Genomic DNA, 15683 nt, shown 5'->3' with positions numbered 1-15683 from the left:
TCCTGTAAAGGTCCAATGGTCTAACCATTACCACACTATGCCTGTCCAAAGCATCCAGAATCGCCGGCTCTATCAGCAAATCGCCGACCAGTTGCGCGTTTTGATCAACCGCGGCGAGTACCCGCCGGGCAGCTACCTGCCCGCCGAGCGCGAGCTGTCGCAGCAGTTCGGGGTGAGCCGCACCTCGCTGCGCGAGGCGCTGATCGCCCTGGAGGTGATCGGCATGGTCCGGGTCCGCGTCGGCGACGGGGTGGTGGTGATCGGCCCGGAGCCGCCGCTGGCGAGCGAACCGGCCGCGCCCGCCCACGATGCCGCCGGCCGGGTGCTGGAGCGGGCGATGCGCAGCCAGCCCTGGGTGCCGGACCCCGAGCTCGGCATCGAGACCGACCTGGACGCGGAGATCCCGCCGTTCTCCCTGCTGCAGGCGCGGCGGCTGGTCGAGCCGGAAACCGCGGCACTGGCCGCCGAGAACGCCAGCGACGCCGAGATCGACGGCATCGAGGCCGCCTACCAGCGCAACATCGAGGACAACCGCGTCGGCTCGGCCACCCATCCGGGCGACCGCCTGCTGCACATCCGCATCGCCGACGCCAGCGGCAACCCCGCCTACGCGCTGCTGATCCGCCACCTGCTCGGGCACAAGTACGGCGCCATGTTCCAGCGCGTGCAGGCGCTGTATTCCAGCCATGACATGCCGCACCGCTCCGAGGACGAGCACGCGGCGATCGTCATCGCGATCCGCCGCCGCGACGCCGCCGCCGCGCGCCTGGCCATGCAGCAGCACCTGGATTCGGTGCTGCGCATTTTCTCCGGCGGAGAACGCTGAGGATCGCGCGCGGCGCGGGCACGCGATCGCGCGCCTGCGCACGAGCGGCCGCTCAGTACTTCGCGTCGAAGGCGAAGATCGGCTTGCGCGCGCGCCACTGGCCGCGGGTGAAGTCGGGGAACTCCAGGGTCTTGAAGCCCTCGGCGATGGACTGCTCCGACAGCGGCGTGATCGCGCTCCAGGCCAGCGCGTCGTAGATGTCGATCGGCATCGGCGCCTCGGCCTTGAGCGCCTCGACGAAGGCATGGATGACGAAGTAGTCCATGCCGCCGTGGCCGGCGCCGGCGGCGGTCTCGGCGTACTTGCGCCACAGCGGGTGGTCGTACTGGTCCTGGTAGGCCTGGAACGGCTCCCACTTGTGCGGCGGGCTGCGGCCCTCGATGTGGATCGACTGGTTCAGGTCCATCCACAGGCCCTTGGTGCCCTGGACGCGGAAGCCCAGCGAGTACGGGCGCGGCAGCGAGGTGTCGTGCTGCAGCAGGATGGTCTCGCCGTTCTCGCAGGCCAGGGTGGTGGTGACGATGTCGCCCAGCTTGAAGCGCACCTGCGTGCTGGGGTGGGTGGTGCCGCCGCTCTTCTCCACCGTGTATTCGTGCAGGCCGCGCGCCTTGCTGGCGAAGCTGTTGATGTGGGTGAAGCGGTTGCCGCGGTTGATGCCGGTGTACATCGCGCACGGGCCGATGCCGTGGCTGGGATACAGCTCGCCGTTGCGGCGCACCGAGTGCTCGGTGCGCCAGCGCGCCTCCGACCAGCCCTTGGGCCCGAACTCCACGCCGCTGTCATACGGTTCGTTCGGGTTGCCGGAATTGAACTTCACCCCGCGCAGGTCGTGCTGGTAGCCGCCCTGCAGGTGCACCAACTCGCCGAACAGGCCGGCGCGCACCATCTGCAGCGCCGCCATCACGTCGCGCCGGTAGCACACGTTTTCCAGCAGCATGTACGGCATGCCGCTGCGCTGCTGCGCTTCCAGCACGTCCCAGTGGTCCTTGAGGGTGACGCCGGCCACCACCTCGCAGCCGACCGCGAGCTTGGCCTGCATCGCCTCGATCGCCATCGGCGCGTGCCATTCCCAGGGCGTGGCGATCAGCACCGCGTCCAGCCCGCGCTGCGCCAGCAGGCGGCGGTAGGCATGCGCGTCGCCGTCCTCGCCGTAGGCTTTCGGCGTCGGCTTGCCGGCCTTCTCGGCCATCTCCAGCGCGCGCTTGAGCATGATCGGCTCGATGTCGCACAGCGCCGCCACCTCGACATCGTCGCGGCGCAGCAGCTCGTGCAGCAGCACCTGGCCGCGCATGCCGGTGCCGATCATGCCCAGGCGCACGCGGCGGCGGGACGCGCGCGCCGGCGCGGCGGGCAGCAGGCTGGTCGCGCCCAGCGCGGCGGCGGTGAGGAGGAAGTCCCTACGATGCATGGCGATGTCTCTCTCTGTTGCGATGGTGCGGATCGTGCGGCGCGGCACGCGGGAGCGTGCCGCGAATGCCGCCTCAGGTTAGCGCAGCTCCCTCAAGGCAAGGCGTCCAGGTCGATCGCCGGCGGCCGGCCGTCGGCGGTGCGCACGAAGCTCTGTCCGGGCGTCACCGGCGGCGAGAAGAAGCCGCCCAGGCGCAGGTGGAACAGATTGGCGTTCACGCCGCCGGCGTAATCCAGGCGCTGCCGGTTGCTGCCGGTCGCGTCCACCGTGAAGCGCGCGGTGACGAGTTCGGTCCAGGCGCCGCCCGCCGGCTTGGCCCACTGGTTGCCGTAGCGGGCGCTGCGGCCGAGGTAGCCGTTGTCCGGCAGGAACGACTCCAGGAACGAATACAGCGAGCGCAGCGCGGTGGGGCCGCCGGGACGCCGCCAGGTGGCGATCAGCCGCCAGTCGCGGCAGCGTCCGCCATTGGCCTGGCTCGCCGCCTCGGCGAACCAGGCGCTGAACAGCGTGCCGCCGCTGCCGTCCGGGCGGGCGCGGGTGAGGAAGCGGTAGGTGTGCCCGGCCTTCCACGGATAGACGAGATAGCTCTGTCCGCCGGTGCCTTCGCCGCCGAAATCGTTGTCGACCACCTGCGGCCCCTTGGCGACCAGGGTCGTCTTGCCGCCGTCGGGCGCGTCCCAGATCGAGAACAGCACGCGGCGCTCGCTGCGCGAATTGACCTGGATGCCGAAATAGCCGCCGTCGAAGCCGTTGGCCATGTAGTACGTGCCGACCGGGTCCTGGCCCTCGGGCACGGTCACCTCGCTGTAGACGTATTCGGTGTCGGCGGGGGCCTGGTAGCCCAGGTGCACCGAGGGCCCGCGGCGCGACCAGTAGAAATTCTCCGGATCGTCGGCGAACACCGCGCCGGCCGCGGCGCTGCCGGCGATGCGCAGTGCGCTGATGTCGCCGAAGTAGCCGCCGTCGGTGGACACGCCCTGCAGGTCCACCTTCACGTAGCCCGGGCGGTCGACGGTAAAGCTGCCGACCGGAAACACCGCGCTCTCGGCGCCGAACAGGTCCACCGGCAGCGAGCGCCCGCCCACGGTGACCTTGACCTTGCTGCGGTTGGCGCCCGCCAGCGCGCCCTCCAGCGCCAGCTGCAGCTCGCCGGCCTGCGGCACGCTGAAATAGACGCTGACGACGGTGCGCTTCGAACTCCACTCGTGCAGGCCGGTCTCGGTGATGACCTCCTGCGCCGACGGCGTCGAGCGGGTGAGATAGGCATTGCCGCCCAGCGGCACGCTGACGGCCTCCTGCGCGAGGGCCAGGCACGGCAGGGCCCACCACAGCAACGCGAGACTTGCACGGACGAGCGATCTCATGGGGTTCTCCGGAACGAAAGTTCGGGCTGGGATCCGCCGCGGCCGGCATGCGCCGGGCCGCGGCGGCACGCTGCGACGGCTAGAACTTGTAGTTCAGCGAGACGCTGTAGCTACGGCCATACAGGTTGGCGTAGTCGCTGGCGTCGCCGAGGAAACTGTTGGGGTCGTAGAACGGCAGGCGGTCGAACAGGTTCTTCACGGTGAGGCCGACCTTGACGTTCTCCGTCGGCTTCCAGGCCACGCCCAGGTTCGCCGTCCACCAGGCCGGCACGCCGTTGCACTGCCCGGGCGAGGGCTTGTTGTAGTAGGCCATGCACTTGCCCGGCAGCGAATCGATGTCGGTCGGATCGTAGGCCCACTTGGTACGGCCGACGTAGTTGACGAACAGGCTGGTGGTCCAGTTGCCGTAGTTCCAGTCGGCGTTCAAAGTGGCGCGCAGGCGCGGATTGCCGTAGTAGCCGACCGTGTTGGTGTAGGCCAGGCCCTGGTCGGCATCGAGCGTCGTCGTGTCGTTGCGGCGTGCGATGGTCGCGGCCAGGCCGACGTTCAACCCGCCCCATTCGCCCAGCGAGAAGCGGCTGCGGGCGTCGATGTCGAAGCCGTCGACCAGGGTGCGGCCCTGGTTCTTGTACTGGCCGACGACGCTGGAGACGTTGCCCACGCTGTAGGTCGGCAGCGTGCCCGGACAGGTCACGCCGCTGGCCGGATCGGCGCACATCGCCGCCACCGCCGCCACGTTGGCGCGATCGGCGTCGGTGATCGGGAAGCGCGTCGAGGAGAGGATGTCCGCGGCCTTGCTGTAATCGGGCGCGGCGATCTGGTCGCGGCGATAGATGAACCAGTAGTCGGCCGACAGCGACAGCCATTGCGTGGGCTCGTAGACGAAGCCCAGGGTGGCGATCTTGGCCTTCTCCGGCTCCAGGTCCTTGTTGGGCTGGGTCATGCGCGCCACGGTGCGGCTGCAGTCGGCGTTCAACAGCGAGTTGCCCAGCTCCACGTCGCCCGGACGCCGCGAGCGCAGCAGCAGGTTGGCGATGGCATTGGTCTCGTCGCAGCGGATATCGTCCTTGTAGCCGCCGAGCTGGGCGAACACGCCGCCGGTGCCGGACTCGGCCAGGCTCGGCGCGCGGAAGCCCTCCGAATAGGTGCCGCGCAGCATCAGCTGCGGCAGCATCTGGTACTTGATGCCGATCTTCGGCGCGACGTTGGCGCTGAAGTTCGGATACTTGTCCACGCGCACCGCCGCGTCGAGCTCGAGCTTCTCGGTGATCGGCGCCACCGCCTCGGCGAACAGCGCGCTGGTGGTGCGCTCGCCGTCGAACCAGGAGCCGCCCTGCTGGGTGATCAGGCCGTTGGCCGCGTCGGGATTGCCCGGGGTGAAGAACGATTCGCGCATCACGCTGAAGCCGAACGCCGCGCGCACGTCGCCCGCGGGCAGGGCGAAGAGCGGGCCCTCGACCTTGCCGTCGAGCGTGGTGAGCCGGGTCCAGGAGTGGATGTCGAAGGTCGGGTAGGCCTCGCGCAGCAGCTTGGCGTTGGCTTCGCTGATCACGCCGAACTGGTAGGCCGGCCGGTCGGCCATCAGCGTGCGCCCGGTGGCCGGATCGACCGTGAACGGGCCGAAGGCCTTAGCGAAGCCTTCCAGGTTGACGTTGACGGTCTGGTAGGTGACCGAATGCGTGCCGGCGGTGGCCAGCGCGGTTTCCCAGCTCCAGTCGCCGATGCTGCCGCGCAGTCCGGCGAGCGCGCGGTAGCTCTTGTCGGTGTTGCGCTGGCCGAAGTAGTCGTTGCCCACGTCCTGCAGCAGGTACTGCAGGCCGACCACGCCGCCCATCATCGCCTTCAGCTCGGGGCTGGCGTTGTTGTAGATGTTGTTCGGACCCAGGAACGGATAGCTGAAGGTGTTGACGTTCACGCCGGTGTTGCGCGCGAACCAGCTGGTCGGCGCGCCGCTGGTGCTGTTGAAGGCGCGCGGCGTGCCGCCGTTGGCGGTCAGCTCGATGTCCGTGTAGGTCGCCTCGGCGAAGGCCTCGGTCGATTCGCCGATCAGGAAGTTGCCGTGGAAATAGAACGTGGCGCGCTTGGACTTGGCGCCGGCGTCGATCTCGTTGTTCAGCCACGTCTGCCAGATGCAGCGCGGACCGGAGGGCTCGGTGGTCAGCACGTTGGCGCAGCCCGGCGCGGCCTCCTGCCTGCGGCCGCCGGTGGCCGGATCGAAGGCGAAATAGCTGCCGGGGTTGAACACGCCCGGCGCGCTGCCGTTGTTCAGGCGGAAATTGTTGATGTAGTTCGGGTTGTTGACGTAGTACTGGCGCGGCTTCTTGTCGTACCAGTCGCTGAGCGGGATCGGATCGCGCCGGTACAGGTTCACCGAGGCGTACATGTTGTAGCGGTCGGTGTCGAGGTCGCCGATGCCGGCGGTGAAGCTGGCCTGGTGCTCGCCGTAGGAATCGATGCGCGAGGACTTGTCGGAGGACAGGCTGAACTCGGCGCCTTGATAGGACTTCTTGGTGATGACGTTGATCACGCCGGCCACAGCATCCGTGCCGTACACGGCCGAGGCGCCGTCGGTGAGCACTTCCATGCGTTCGATGGCCGCGGCGGGGATCGCGTCGATGTTGACGAACTGGGTCTGGAAGCCCGCCGGCGCGCCGTAGTACGACAGGCGGCGGCCGTTGAGCAGCACCAGCGTGCCCTGCGCGCCGAGGCCGCGCAGGTTGGCCTGCGAGGCGCCGTCGGAGCCGGTGAACAGCGACTTGTAGTCCTGCTGCGCCGGCCGCGCGGCCGGCAGGTTGTCGAGCACCTGCAGCAGGGTGCGCGCACCCATGTTCTCGATGTCCTGCTTGGTGACGATCTGCAGCGGCGAGGCGGTCTCGACGTCGGTGCGCTTGATGTTGGAACCGGTGACCTCGACCCGGGCCAGTTCGGTGGTCTTGCCGTCCTGCTGGTCCGCGGCGTCCTGCGGCGCGGTGTCGGAGGATTGCGCGTGGAGCGGAGCGGACGTGGCCAGGGCCGCGCCGAGGGCGACGGACAAGGCGGTGGCGGGGATGCGGCGATGGCGATGGCGTTCGGACAACATCTGTGTCTCCTTGTTCGATCCGCGGCGCGGGAACCGCGCGGGTGAAGGGCTGTGGGTCGGCGGCGTCGGGCCGGGAAAGCGGTGGATGGGGTGCGGCAGGCGCTAGGGCGAAGCGATCGTGGCGGCGTCGCCCTCCTGTCCGATCAGGACCGCGTTGGCCCAGTTGCCGCACACCTGCGCCGGCCGCGCGCCCTGCGCGCCGAGGGTGCGCAGGCTCAGCCGCTGCAGGCCGCGGATGTCGAGTTCGGGCTTGACCACGCCCGGCGCGCGCACCAGGCCGCTGTCGTAGAGCAGACGATCCTCGCCCCAGACCTGGAAGCGCAGGCCGCCGGCCTCGCGGCAGCGATCGTCGATCCCGAGGTCGGCGCGCAGCAAACGCCAGCCGCCCTGCAAGCGCAGGTCGATGTGGGTGTCCGGTCCGACGCCGAGGCCGTGGCGGAATTGCAGGCCGTTCATGCGCATCGCGCCCTGGCCGCCGAGCGCGCCGTCGCGCGCCACGCGCTCGGCCAGCGCCGGCGGCAATGGCAGCTCGGAGAGATAGCGCTGCAGCGCCGGGCGCTCGGGCACCGCGTGCTCGAGCACGCGGAAGCTCGACAGCGCGATCGGGCCGACGTCGCGCGGCTGCAAGGCGTCGAAGGCGCGCGCGCCGTCCGCCTGCGCCGCGCTGACCATGGGGTCGGCGCCGCTGGCGCCGTCGCCGTCGGGGTTCTGCGTGCTGAGCACGCGGAAGCGCAGCAGGCGCCCGGCGCGCGCCGGGAACTCGATGCGCTGCATGCCCTGCTGCAGCTTCAGCTGGCCGCGCGCGACCGGCTCGCCCCACTCGCCGTTGCTGTCGGCCAGGTAGATCTCGTAGTCGCGCACCTGTCCGTGCTTCCAGTGCTGGTCGTTGCGCGGCGCCAGCTCGACGCCGTCGATCAGGCGGCGCTCGCCCAGGCCCAGCGTCCATTCGTGCGCACCGGTGCGCACGGCCTGGTTGCGCACGGTGCGGAACCAGGTGGCCGGATCGTCGTCGAAGGCGTTCTCCAGCGGACTGCCCGGCTCCTCGGCTGGACGGTTGACCACCAGCAGGCTGTCGGCCGGCAAGGCGCGGCCGAGTTCGGGCGCGGCCGGATAGGCATCGTCGGCCGCGGCAGCGGCGGCCGGGATCGCCAGGCGGAACCGCAGCGCGCGGCGGATGTCGAGCGGCGCGCTGCGCACGTGCAGCGTGCCGCGCCGTTCGCCGGCGTCGTAGTACCAGCCTTCGGGCGCGGCCTCGAAGGCGGCGCGGTCGGCCAGCGCCGGCAGGGCGCGGCCGTCGAGTTCCACCGCCTGCGGCCTGGCGCGCGCGAGCACGCGCAGCGCGTAGCGGCGCCGCGGCAACTGCCCGGCGTACTCGCCCCGCACCGCGTCCAGCTCCACGCGCGTCTCGCCCGCGCCCTCGGCCGGGGCCTCGACGCGGATCGCCTGCTCGGAGAATGCGCCCTGCGCGTAGCGGCGCGTGTTGCCGTCGTCCTCGTACAGCGTGTACTGCGACCGTCCCTGCGGATACAGGTCGAGCGTGAGTTCGTCGAGCGGCTTCTCGCCGTCGTAGAGCATCGCCGGGTACATCGGGAGGATCGCGCCGGCGTGCACGAACACCGGCAGCGTGGCCAGATCGACCTGACGGTCGAGATCGCGCCCCTGCGCACCGGCCAGCACCTGGCGTCCGTCCCAGTAGTCGATCCAGCGGCCGGGCGGCAGGTGGATGCCGCGCCGCCAGCCGCGGCTGGCGGCCTGGCTGCGGTACACCGGCGCCACCAGCAGGTCGCGGCCGAGCAGGAACTGGTTCTTGTATGCCTCGCCGGCGGCCTGCGGGTCCTGCGCATAGTCCCACATCAGCCCGCGCACGATCGGCGCGCCGCTGCGCTCGGCCTCGCGCGCCAGCCCGTACATGTAGGGCGTGAGCCGCATCTTGAGCTTGAGGTAGTCGCGGTTGATGCCGCGATAGGGCTCATCGAACCACCACGGATGCTTGCGCGCGCTCGACGACCAGCCGGACATGCCCATCAGCACCGGCGTGAAGCTTTTCCACTGCAGGTCGCGGGTGAAGGTCTCGGCGCTGCCGCCGAAGATCGCGTCGACATCGCCGCTGGCATAGGCCATGCCCGACAGGCCGGAACCGATCAGCGTCGAGACGTGCCAGCGGATGTAGTCCCAGCTGCTGCTCTGGTCGCCCGTCCAGGCCACCGCGTAGCGCTGGATGCCGGCCCAACCCATCACCGTCCACAGGAACGGGCGCGAATCCGAGTTGTGCAGGATGCCCTCGTAGGCCGAGCGGTTGGCGTCCATCGCGAACTGGTAGCCCTTGCCGGTCCAGGCGACATCGAGCTTCTGCACGCGGCTGCCGGCCTTGCCGACCTCCCAGGCGATCTTGTCGACGCCGTTCTCGGTCCACAGCCCGGTGCGGAAGCCGTAGCGCGCCAGTCCCTGCACCACGGCGGGCAGGTCCTGGTAGCCGCAGCCGTAGCCGTCGTTGGGCAGGATCCAGCCGCCCGGCATGTCGTGTTCGCGGTACCGGCGCGCCACGCTCTCGATCACGTCCGGCGTGGTGCCGGTCGGACCGTCATGCCAGCCTTCGGGCACGGTGCCCGGCTTCTTCTTGTTGTCGCCGTCGTTGTAGCAGTCGGCGTCGCCGTAGGAGAACGCCCAGCGCGGCAGCAATCCGGCGCGCCCGGTCAACGCGGTGTAGCGGTCGAGCAGCGCGGGCAGGCCGTCGCCGACGAAGTAGTACGCGTCGAAGCGATCCTCGCGATGCAGCAGCGTGGCCGCCTCGGCCTCGCGCAGGTCATAGCTGCCGTCGCTCCAGGTGTTGCGCAGCATGCCCCAGCCGCGCGAGCTGAGCAGCATCGGCGCCGGGCTCGGACGGTCGCCCTCCTCCCAGCCGCCGGAATAGGAGATCTCCAGCTCGCGGCCCTTGAACTCGAAGCGCCCGTTCTGCTGCCCGCCGCCGTAGAAGCGTTCGCCCGCGTCGCTGGAGAGCGTCTGCACGCTCTGCGCCGGCGCGAGGTCCAGCGGCTGCAGTTCGTGCCACAGCGGCACCGGCTTGCCGGCGTCGATGCGCTCGAGCGAAAGCCGCAACGGTTGCCGCTGCACGTGCAGGACCAGCGCGTCGGTGCGGATGCGCACTTCCTGCGCGTCCTCCTCGACGCTGTGGCGCACCGGCGCGGCCGCCTGCGGGAGCACGATCGGCGCGGCCTTGTCGCCGGGCGGTTGCAGCTTGCCGGCGCGCCCGGCCTGCACGCGCAGCAGGTCGGCGCGCAGCAGCTCGATGCGGAGGCGCGCACCGCTGTCGGTGGTCAATTCCCAGGCCGGGGAGGCGGACGCCGACGCGGACGCGGCCGGCACCAGCGTGCGCAGGGCCCCCACCGACTCGGCCGACGCCGGCGCCGAGACGGCCAGCAGGGCCATCGTCGCCAGGAGCAGACCGCGGTTGCGTCGTTCGGGGGTTCCCACCGTGCCCTCATGTTCCGCCTTGCGCGGAATCCGAAACCAATGCGGCCGACTCTAGAGCAGAGATTCGAAATATGTCAACGAATTGAAAGAGAAAAGAAGGATTTTTATGCTTAACGAAAGATTGTGCAAAGCACAACTTTCCAAAGAAGGCGTTTCATCCGGCGTTGACGGCCTCCGGTGCGAAACTTGAAAGGCTCGGAATTTTGAAGGTTTGGGTCTCCTGACGCTTGCCGCGCCCCTGGAATCTTTCCATAGGCTTTCGATATTTGACATTTCGAAAGAAACCGCCGATCTTGCACACGCTCAACCGGATCCAAGAATGGACGCCATGCTGCTCCCCGACTTGACCACCTGGCAGCGCCTGGGCGGGCGCCATACCGCCGAGGAAATCGCCCAGCAGCCCGCGCTGTGGGCCGCCCTGGCCGATGCGCTGGACGGCGAGCGCGCCCGCATCGACGCCTTCCTCGGCGACTGGCTGCGCCGGCCCGGGCATCGGGTGATCCTCACCGGCGCCGGCAGCTCCGGCTTCATCGCCGAGATGGCGGCCGACCAGATCGGCGCGCAGTGGCCGGCCGAGGTGCGCGCGCTGCACACCACCAGCCTGCTGACCCATCCGGCGCTGTACCTGCAGCCCGAGCGCCCCACCCTGCTGGTCTCCTTCGCGCGCAGCGGCTCCAGCCCGGAAAGCGTGGCGGCGGTGGACCTGGTGCGCGAGCGCGTGCCGCAGGCGCGCTTCCTCGACATCACCTGCAACGCCGAGGGCGAACTGGCGCGCCGCGGCCAGGGCCGCGAAGACACCTTCACCCTGCTGATGCCGCCGGCCAGCTGCGACCGCGCCTTCGCCATGACCAGCAGCCTGAGCTGCATGCTGCTGGCGGCGCTGGCCGCCTTCGACGGCGCGCCGTGGCCGCAGCGCCTGCAGCGTCTGCGCACACTGGCCACGCTCGGCGAGCGCGCGCTGGCCGACTGGGACGCGCCGGTCGCCGCGCTGGCCGCCACGCCCAGCACGCGCGTGATCTACCTCGGCAGCGGTCCGCTGGAAGCCCTGGCGCGCGAGTGCGCGCTGAAGCTGCTCGAACTCAGCGCCGGGCGCATCCTGGCGCTGGCCAACACGCCGCTGGGCTTCCGCCACGGCCCGAAATCCGCGCTCGACGCCGACACGCTGGTGGCGGTGCTGCGCAGCGCCGACCCGGTGGCGCGCCGTTACGAACAGGATCTGCTCGACGAGCTGCGCCGCGACGGCATCGCCGGACGCGTGGTCTCGATCGGCCCGGCTTCGATGGATGCGGCCTCGACGCACGCGGCTTCGACGCACGCGGCTTCGATGCAGGCGGCCGAGGACTTCGTCCTCGACGCTCCCGCGTTGCCCGATGCCTGGCTGGCGCCGCTGTGGCTGACGCTGGCGCAGCGCTATGCCCTGCTGCGCTCGGCCGCGCTGGGGCTCACGCCCGACAATCCCTTCCCCGACGGCACCGTCAACCGCGTCGTCCAGGGCGTGACCATCCATCGCCACGGCTGAGGTCCCGTGATGGCCGAATCCCGACCGCTTGTAACCGACCCCGCCGCGGCGATCCGCTACGGCGTGGACATCGGCGGCACCAAGATCGAACTGGTCGCCTGCGACGCCACGATGGCGGTGCGCTACCGGCGCCGCATCGACACGCCGCAGCACAGCTACGAGGCCTTCCTCGACGGCGTCGTCGCCCTGGTGCAGACCGCCGACGCCGAGCTCGGCGCGGCCTGCGACGCGGTCGGTATGGGCCTGCCGGGCATTCGCGACCGCGCCAGCGGCCGCCAGGTCAGCTCCAACGTGCCGGCCCTGACCGGCCGCCGGGTCGGCGAGGATCTGCGCGCGCGGCTACGCCGGCCGCTGTACCTCGGCAACGACTGCCAGTGCTTCGCCTTGTCGGAAGCCTACGGCGGCGCGGCCGCCGGCTACCCCAGCATGTTCGGCGCCACTATCGGTACCGGCGCGGGCGGCGGCTTCTGCGTCGACGGCCGCCTGATCGCCGGCGGCAACGGCATCGCCGGCGAATGGGGCCATTGGACCGTATCCGCCGCGCTGCTTGCGCAGCACCAGCTGCCGCTGCTCGATTGCGCCTGCGGCCTGCGCGGCTGCGTGGAGCGCTATGTCTCCGGCGGCGGGCTGGCGCGCATCCATCGCCAGCTCGGCGGCGAGGAGCTCGACGCCATCGCGCTGGACGCGCGCGCCGCGCAGGGCGATGCGCGCGCGATGCGCGCGCTGGAGATCCACCACGACCTGCTCGGCCACAGCCTGGCCGCCCTGGTGCTGGCGCTGGACCCGCACGTGATCGTGCTCGGCGGCGGCCTGTCCAAGTCCGAGGCGCTGTTCCGCGCGATGCCGGCGGCGGTGGCCCGGCACCTGTTCGAGGGCGTGCACGTGCCGCCGATCCTGCCGCCGGCGTTCGGCGATGCCGGCGGCGCGCGCGGCGCGGCGCTGCTGGCGCGCCAGCACGGCCCATCCTGATCCTCCCTTTCGCCGTTCGTCCCGATCCTCCCGCTTCCCGTTCCGGAGACCGTTCCATGTCCGTCCTCCAGTCCCTGGTCGCCGCCCATCGCCGCGGCGCGCCGGTCGGCCTGTACAGCGTGTGCTGCAGTCACGAGCAGGTGCTGCTGGCGGCGATGCAGGTCGCGCGGCGCCACGACACCGTGCTGCTGATCGAGGCCACCTCCAACCAGGTCGACCAGTTCGGCGGCTATACCGGCATGACGCCGGCGCAGTTCCGCGCCTTCGTGCTGGAGCTGGCGCGCGCGCAGGATTTCCCGGCCGAGCGCCTGGTGCTCGGCGGCGACCACCTCGGTCCGAACGCCTGGCAGAAACAGCCGGCGGCCGAGGCGATGGCGCATGCGCGCGAGCTGATCGCCGCGTACGCGTCCGCCGGTTTCCACAAAATCCACTTGGACTGCAGCATGTCCTGCGCCGACGATCCGACGCCGCTGCCCGACGAGATCGTCGCCGCGCGCTCGGCCGAGCTGGCGCGCATCGCCGAGCGCAGCGCCGCCGAGGCCGGCTGGCCGCCGCCGGTGTACGTGATCGGCACCGAAGTGCCGGTGCCGGGCGGCGAATCCTCGCTGGGCGGCGGCGTGCAGGTCACGCGCCCGGAAGCCGCCGCGCGCACGCTGGAGATCCATCGCCAGGCCTTCGCCGCGCCCGACCTGGCGCCGGCCTGGGAGCGGGTGATCGCGATGGTGGTGCAGCCGGGCGTGGATTTCGACCACAGCGACGTGCAGCACTACGATCCGGCCGCCGCGCGCGCGCTGTCGGCCTTCATCCTGACGCAGCCGCGCCTGGTGTACGAGGCCCACTCCACCGACTACCAGACCGAGGCCGGGCTGCGCGCGCTGGTGCGCGACCACTTCGCCATCCTCAAGGTAGGACCGGCGGCGACCTTCGCCCTGCGCGAGGCGCTGTTCGCGCTGGCGGCGATCGAGGACGAACTGGTGCCGCAGGCCGAACGCTCGCGGCTGCCGGACGTCCTGGACCGCTGCATGGTCGAGCGCCCGGCGTCGTGGCGCCAGCACTACCACGGCGACGAGGCGCGGCTGCGCCTGCTGCGCCGCTACGCACTCAGCGACCGCTGCCGCTACTACTGGGGCGAGCCGGCCGTGCGCGACGCCGTCGACCGCCTGGTCGACAACCTGCGCCGCTACGGCCTGCCCTCGATCCTGCTGCGCCAGTTCCTGCCCGAGCAGCAGCGCGCGCTGGAGGCCGGCGACGTCGCGGCCGAGCCGCTGGCCCTGGTCCGCCACAAGGTCGCCGCGTGCCTGGGCGAATACGCCCGCGCCTGCGCCGGCACGTTCGAAAACGAAACGTCTTCCGATACGATACTTTCGAAAGGCTAAGCTTCCGCTTCCGTCTCCCGTCGCAAAGTCCAGCAGGTCCAGGTCCGCCCCATGCGCAATACCCGCCAACGCCGCCAACGCATCCTCGAACTGCTGGTCGAGCACGGCGGCGTGCAGGTGGGCGAGCTGGCCGAGCGCTTCGAGGTCTCCACGGTCACCATCCGCGCCGACCTGCGCCAGATCGAATCGCAGGGCCTGGCCAACCGCACCCACGGCGGTGCGGCGCTGGTGCGCACGCCGCCGCAGGAACGCGACATCCACGAGAAGGACGCGCTGAACCTGCCGCTGAAGGAATCCATCGGCGCGCGCGCGGCGCAGCTGGTGCAGCCGGGCGAGAACATCATCATCGACTCCGGTTCCACCACCATGACCCTGGCGCGCCACCTGCGCCAGCACCGCGACGTCACGGTGATGACCAACGGCCTCAACGTGGCCTGGGAGCTGGCCCACGCGCCGGGCGTGGAACTGCTGCTCACCGGCGGCCAGCTGCGCAAGCAGTCGCTGTCGCTGCACGGCAGCCAGGCCGAGGCCAGCCTCAACACCTACAGCTTCGACACCGTGTTCCTCGGCGCCGACGGGCTGGACCTGCAGTTCGGCCTGACCACCCACCACGAGGCCGAGGCTAGCCTCAACCACCGCATGGTCGAGCGAGCGCGCAAGGTGGTGGTGCTCACCGACGCCTCCAAGTTCGGCCGCGTCAGCCTGCACCGCATCGCGCGCCTGGAACAGGTGCACGTGATCATCACCGACGCCGGCATCAGCCACGATTACCGCGAAGGCCTGCAGCGGCTCGGCATCGAGCTGATCGTGGCCGACCCCGCGGGCTGACCGCGCCAGCACTCCCGCCAGACGCTCCCACGAGCCAATCCCGCGAGCCGCGCCGCGGGGCGCGGATTATCCGCGCCCGCAAACAATATCCCGCGGCCGCATCCGGTCATGCGGGCGGATTTTCTCCGCGATTATCCGCCGGCGTTTTCCATGTCACGAAACTGAAAATGCCCGGACACGGCCCCGGCCTATAAACGTCGCGGGGATCAACACACACGGCACCGCCCGGTCCGCGCCTGGCCATCGTCCCGGCCGACGCCGCGCCCGGGACAAGCCTTGCCCCGACGACCCGCGACGCGCGGGCGTCCCTACTTCATCCACGGAGATCGGCAATGAAATTCATGGCTTTCACTGCAAGGAAACCCCTGACTATGGCGGCGGTCGCGCTGGTGAGCGTCATCGGGCTCGCGCCCGACGCCTATGCGGGAAGCTGCAAGACCGTGAACTACTTCCCCGGCGTCGTGCAGGTGTTCGGCACGGCCAAGGGCACCGCCACCGCCGACGACTCGGCCTACTGCACCGCGGTCAACGCCTGCCCGAGCGGCGCGCGCAAGGTCGAGGTGATCGGCCTGGGCGTCGCCTCGGCCGCCGGTTCCACCGTCGCGGTGTCGAGCACCGGCAAGCTGGCCAGCGGCGACGAGGTCTCGGCGAGCTGCGAGGCGGCGCTGAAGGCGGGCAAGACCGGCAAGGCGCTGGCCGGCGCCTGCAGCCAGCAGGCTTCCGCCACCGAGACCGTGACCGAGGCCGACTGCGCGCTGCTGGTGGCCGCGCCCGCCAACGGCAGCGCGGCCGCGAACGCCACCTGCTTCTGCGGCGCCGACTGATTCCTCCATCCTTCGCTTC

The 15683-nt window shown here is 70.6% G+C and carries 10 protein-coding genes; 6 read left to right on the top strand and 4 right to left on the bottom strand.

What is annotated here, in order from left to right; genetic code table 11:
- The first annotated feature begins 37 nt into the window (after positions 1 to 37).
- Entirely contained in the window at positions 38 to 826 is a 789-nt protein-coding gene (locus tag MD221_RS11260; RefSeq protein ID WP_242111827.1) for a FadR/GntR family transcriptional regulator, read from the top strand.
- Positions 827 to 878: 52 nt separating this feature from the next.
- On the opposite strand, the gene MD221_RS11255 is transcribed toward MD221_RS11260, so the two are convergent.
- The 4 genes from MD221_RS11255 to MD221_RS11240 form a co-directional block, all read right to left on the bottom strand.
- Positions 879 to 2234 (bottom strand): Gfo/Idh/MocA family protein, encoded by a 1356-nt coding sequence (locus MD221_RS11255; protein WP_242111826.1) that lies wholly within the window; start codon positions 2232 to 2234, stop codon positions 879 to 881.
- Between the two features lie 92 nt (positions 2235 to 2326).
- The gene (locus tag MD221_RS11250; protein ID WP_242111824.1) at positions 2327 to 3598 is read right to left on the bottom strand and encodes a DUF3472 domain-containing protein; all 1272 of its coding nucleotides are present in this window, start codon (positions 3596 to 3598) and stop codon (positions 2327 to 2329) included.
- Positions 3599 to 3677: 79 nt separating this feature from the next.
- Entirely contained in the window at positions 3678 to 6677 is a 3000-nt protein-coding gene (locus MD221_RS11245) for a TonB-dependent receptor domain-containing protein (protein WP_242111823.1), read from the bottom strand.
- Between the two features lie 102 nt (positions 6678 to 6779).
- Positions 6780 to 10103 carry a TIM-barrel domain-containing protein gene (locus tag MD221_RS11240; RefSeq protein WP_242111900.1) on the bottom strand — a complete coding sequence of 1108 codons (3324 nt, stop codon included), beginning with the start codon at positions 10101 to 10103 and terminating at the stop codon, positions 6780 to 6782.
- Positions 10104 to 10467: 364 nt separating this feature from the next.
- Here MD221_RS11240 and MD221_RS11235 point away from each other — a divergent pair, with 364 nt between their 5' ends.
- From MD221_RS11235 to MD221_RS11215, 5 genes are all read left to right on the top strand, one after another.
- Positions 10468 to 11667: an SIS domain-containing protein gene (locus tag MD221_RS11235; protein WP_339328425.1), complete on the top strand. Its 1200-nt coding sequence runs from the start codon at positions 10468 to 10470 to the stop codon at positions 11665 to 11667.
- Between the two features lie 9 nt (positions 11668 to 11676).
- On the top strand, positions 11677 to 12636 hold the full coding sequence (locus MD221_RS11230) for an ROK family protein (protein ID WP_242111821.1): 960 nt from the start codon (positions 11677 to 11679) through the stop codon (positions 12634 to 12636).
- A gap of 56 nt (positions 12637 to 12692) precedes the next feature.
- The gene (locus MD221_RS11225; RefSeq protein WP_242111820.1) at positions 12693 to 14012 is read left to right on the top strand and encodes a D-tagatose-bisphosphate aldolase, class II, non-catalytic subunit; all 1320 of its coding nucleotides are present in this window, start codon (positions 12693 to 12695) and stop codon (positions 14010 to 14012) included.
- A 51-nt stretch (positions 14013 to 14063) separates the two neighbouring features.
- Entirely contained in the window at positions 14064 to 14840 is a 777-nt protein-coding gene (locus tag MD221_RS11220) for a DeoR family transcriptional regulator (RefSeq protein ID WP_242111819.1), read from the top strand.
- A gap of 371 nt (positions 14841 to 15211) precedes the next feature.
- Positions 15212 to 15664, top strand: a complete 453-nt coding sequence (locus MD221_RS11215; RefSeq protein WP_242111818.1) for a hypothetical protein — start codon at positions 15212 to 15214, stop codon at positions 15662 to 15664.
- The last annotated feature ends 19 nt before the right edge of the window (positions 15665 to 15683 follow it).

The sequence above is a fragment of the Luteimonas aquatica genome, assembly GCF_022662575.1.
In the GTDB taxonomy this organism is placed as follows: Bacteria; Pseudomonadota; Gammaproteobacteria; order Xanthomonadales; family Xanthomonadaceae; genus Luteimonas; species Luteimonas aquatica.
This window is presented reverse-complemented; position numbering and strand designations above follow the sequence as displayed.

What these genes read in the sequence shown, in the direction of transcription:
- MD221_RS11255 (WP_242111826.1), bottom strand. Translation starts at nt 2,234, where the DNA reads ATGCATCGTAGGGACTTCCTCCTCACCGCCGCCGCGCTGGGCGCGACC.
- MD221_RS11250 (WP_242111824.1), bottom strand. Translation starts at nt 3,598, where the DNA reads ATGAGATCGCTCGTCCGTGCAAGTCTCGCGTTGCTGTGGTGGGCCCTG.
- MD221_RS11225 (WP_242111820.1), top strand. Translation starts at nt 12,693, where the DNA reads ATGTCCGTCCTCCAGTCCCTGGTCGCCGCCCATCGCCGCGGCGCGCCG.
- MD221_RS11260 (WP_242111827.1), top strand. Translation starts at nt 38, where the DNA reads ATGCCTGTCCAAAGCATCCAGAATCGCCGGCTCTATCAGCAAATCGCC.
- MD221_RS11235 (WP_339328425.1), top strand. Translation starts at nt 10,468, where the DNA reads ATGGACGCCATGCTGCTCCCCGACTTGACCACCTGGCAGCGCCTGGGC.
- MD221_RS11230 (WP_242111821.1), top strand. Translation starts at nt 11,677, where the DNA reads ATGGCCGAATCCCGACCGCTTGTAACCGACCCCGCCGCGGCGATCCGC.
- MD221_RS11240 (WP_242111900.1), bottom strand. Translation starts at nt 10,103, where the DNA reads ATGGCCCTGCTGGCCGTCTCGGCGCCGGCGTCGGCCGAGTCGGTGGGG.
- MD221_RS11220 (WP_242111819.1), top strand. Translation starts at nt 14,064, where the DNA reads ATGCGCAATACCCGCCAACGCCGCCAACGCATCCTCGAACTGCTGGTC.
- MD221_RS11245 (WP_242111823.1), bottom strand. Translation starts at nt 6,677, where the DNA reads ATGTTGTCCGAACGCCATCGCCATCGCCGCATCCCCGCCACCGCCTTG.
- MD221_RS11215 (WP_242111818.1), top strand. Translation starts at nt 15,212, where the DNA reads ATGGCGGCGGTCGCGCTGGTGAGCGTCATCGGGCTCGCGCCCGACGCC.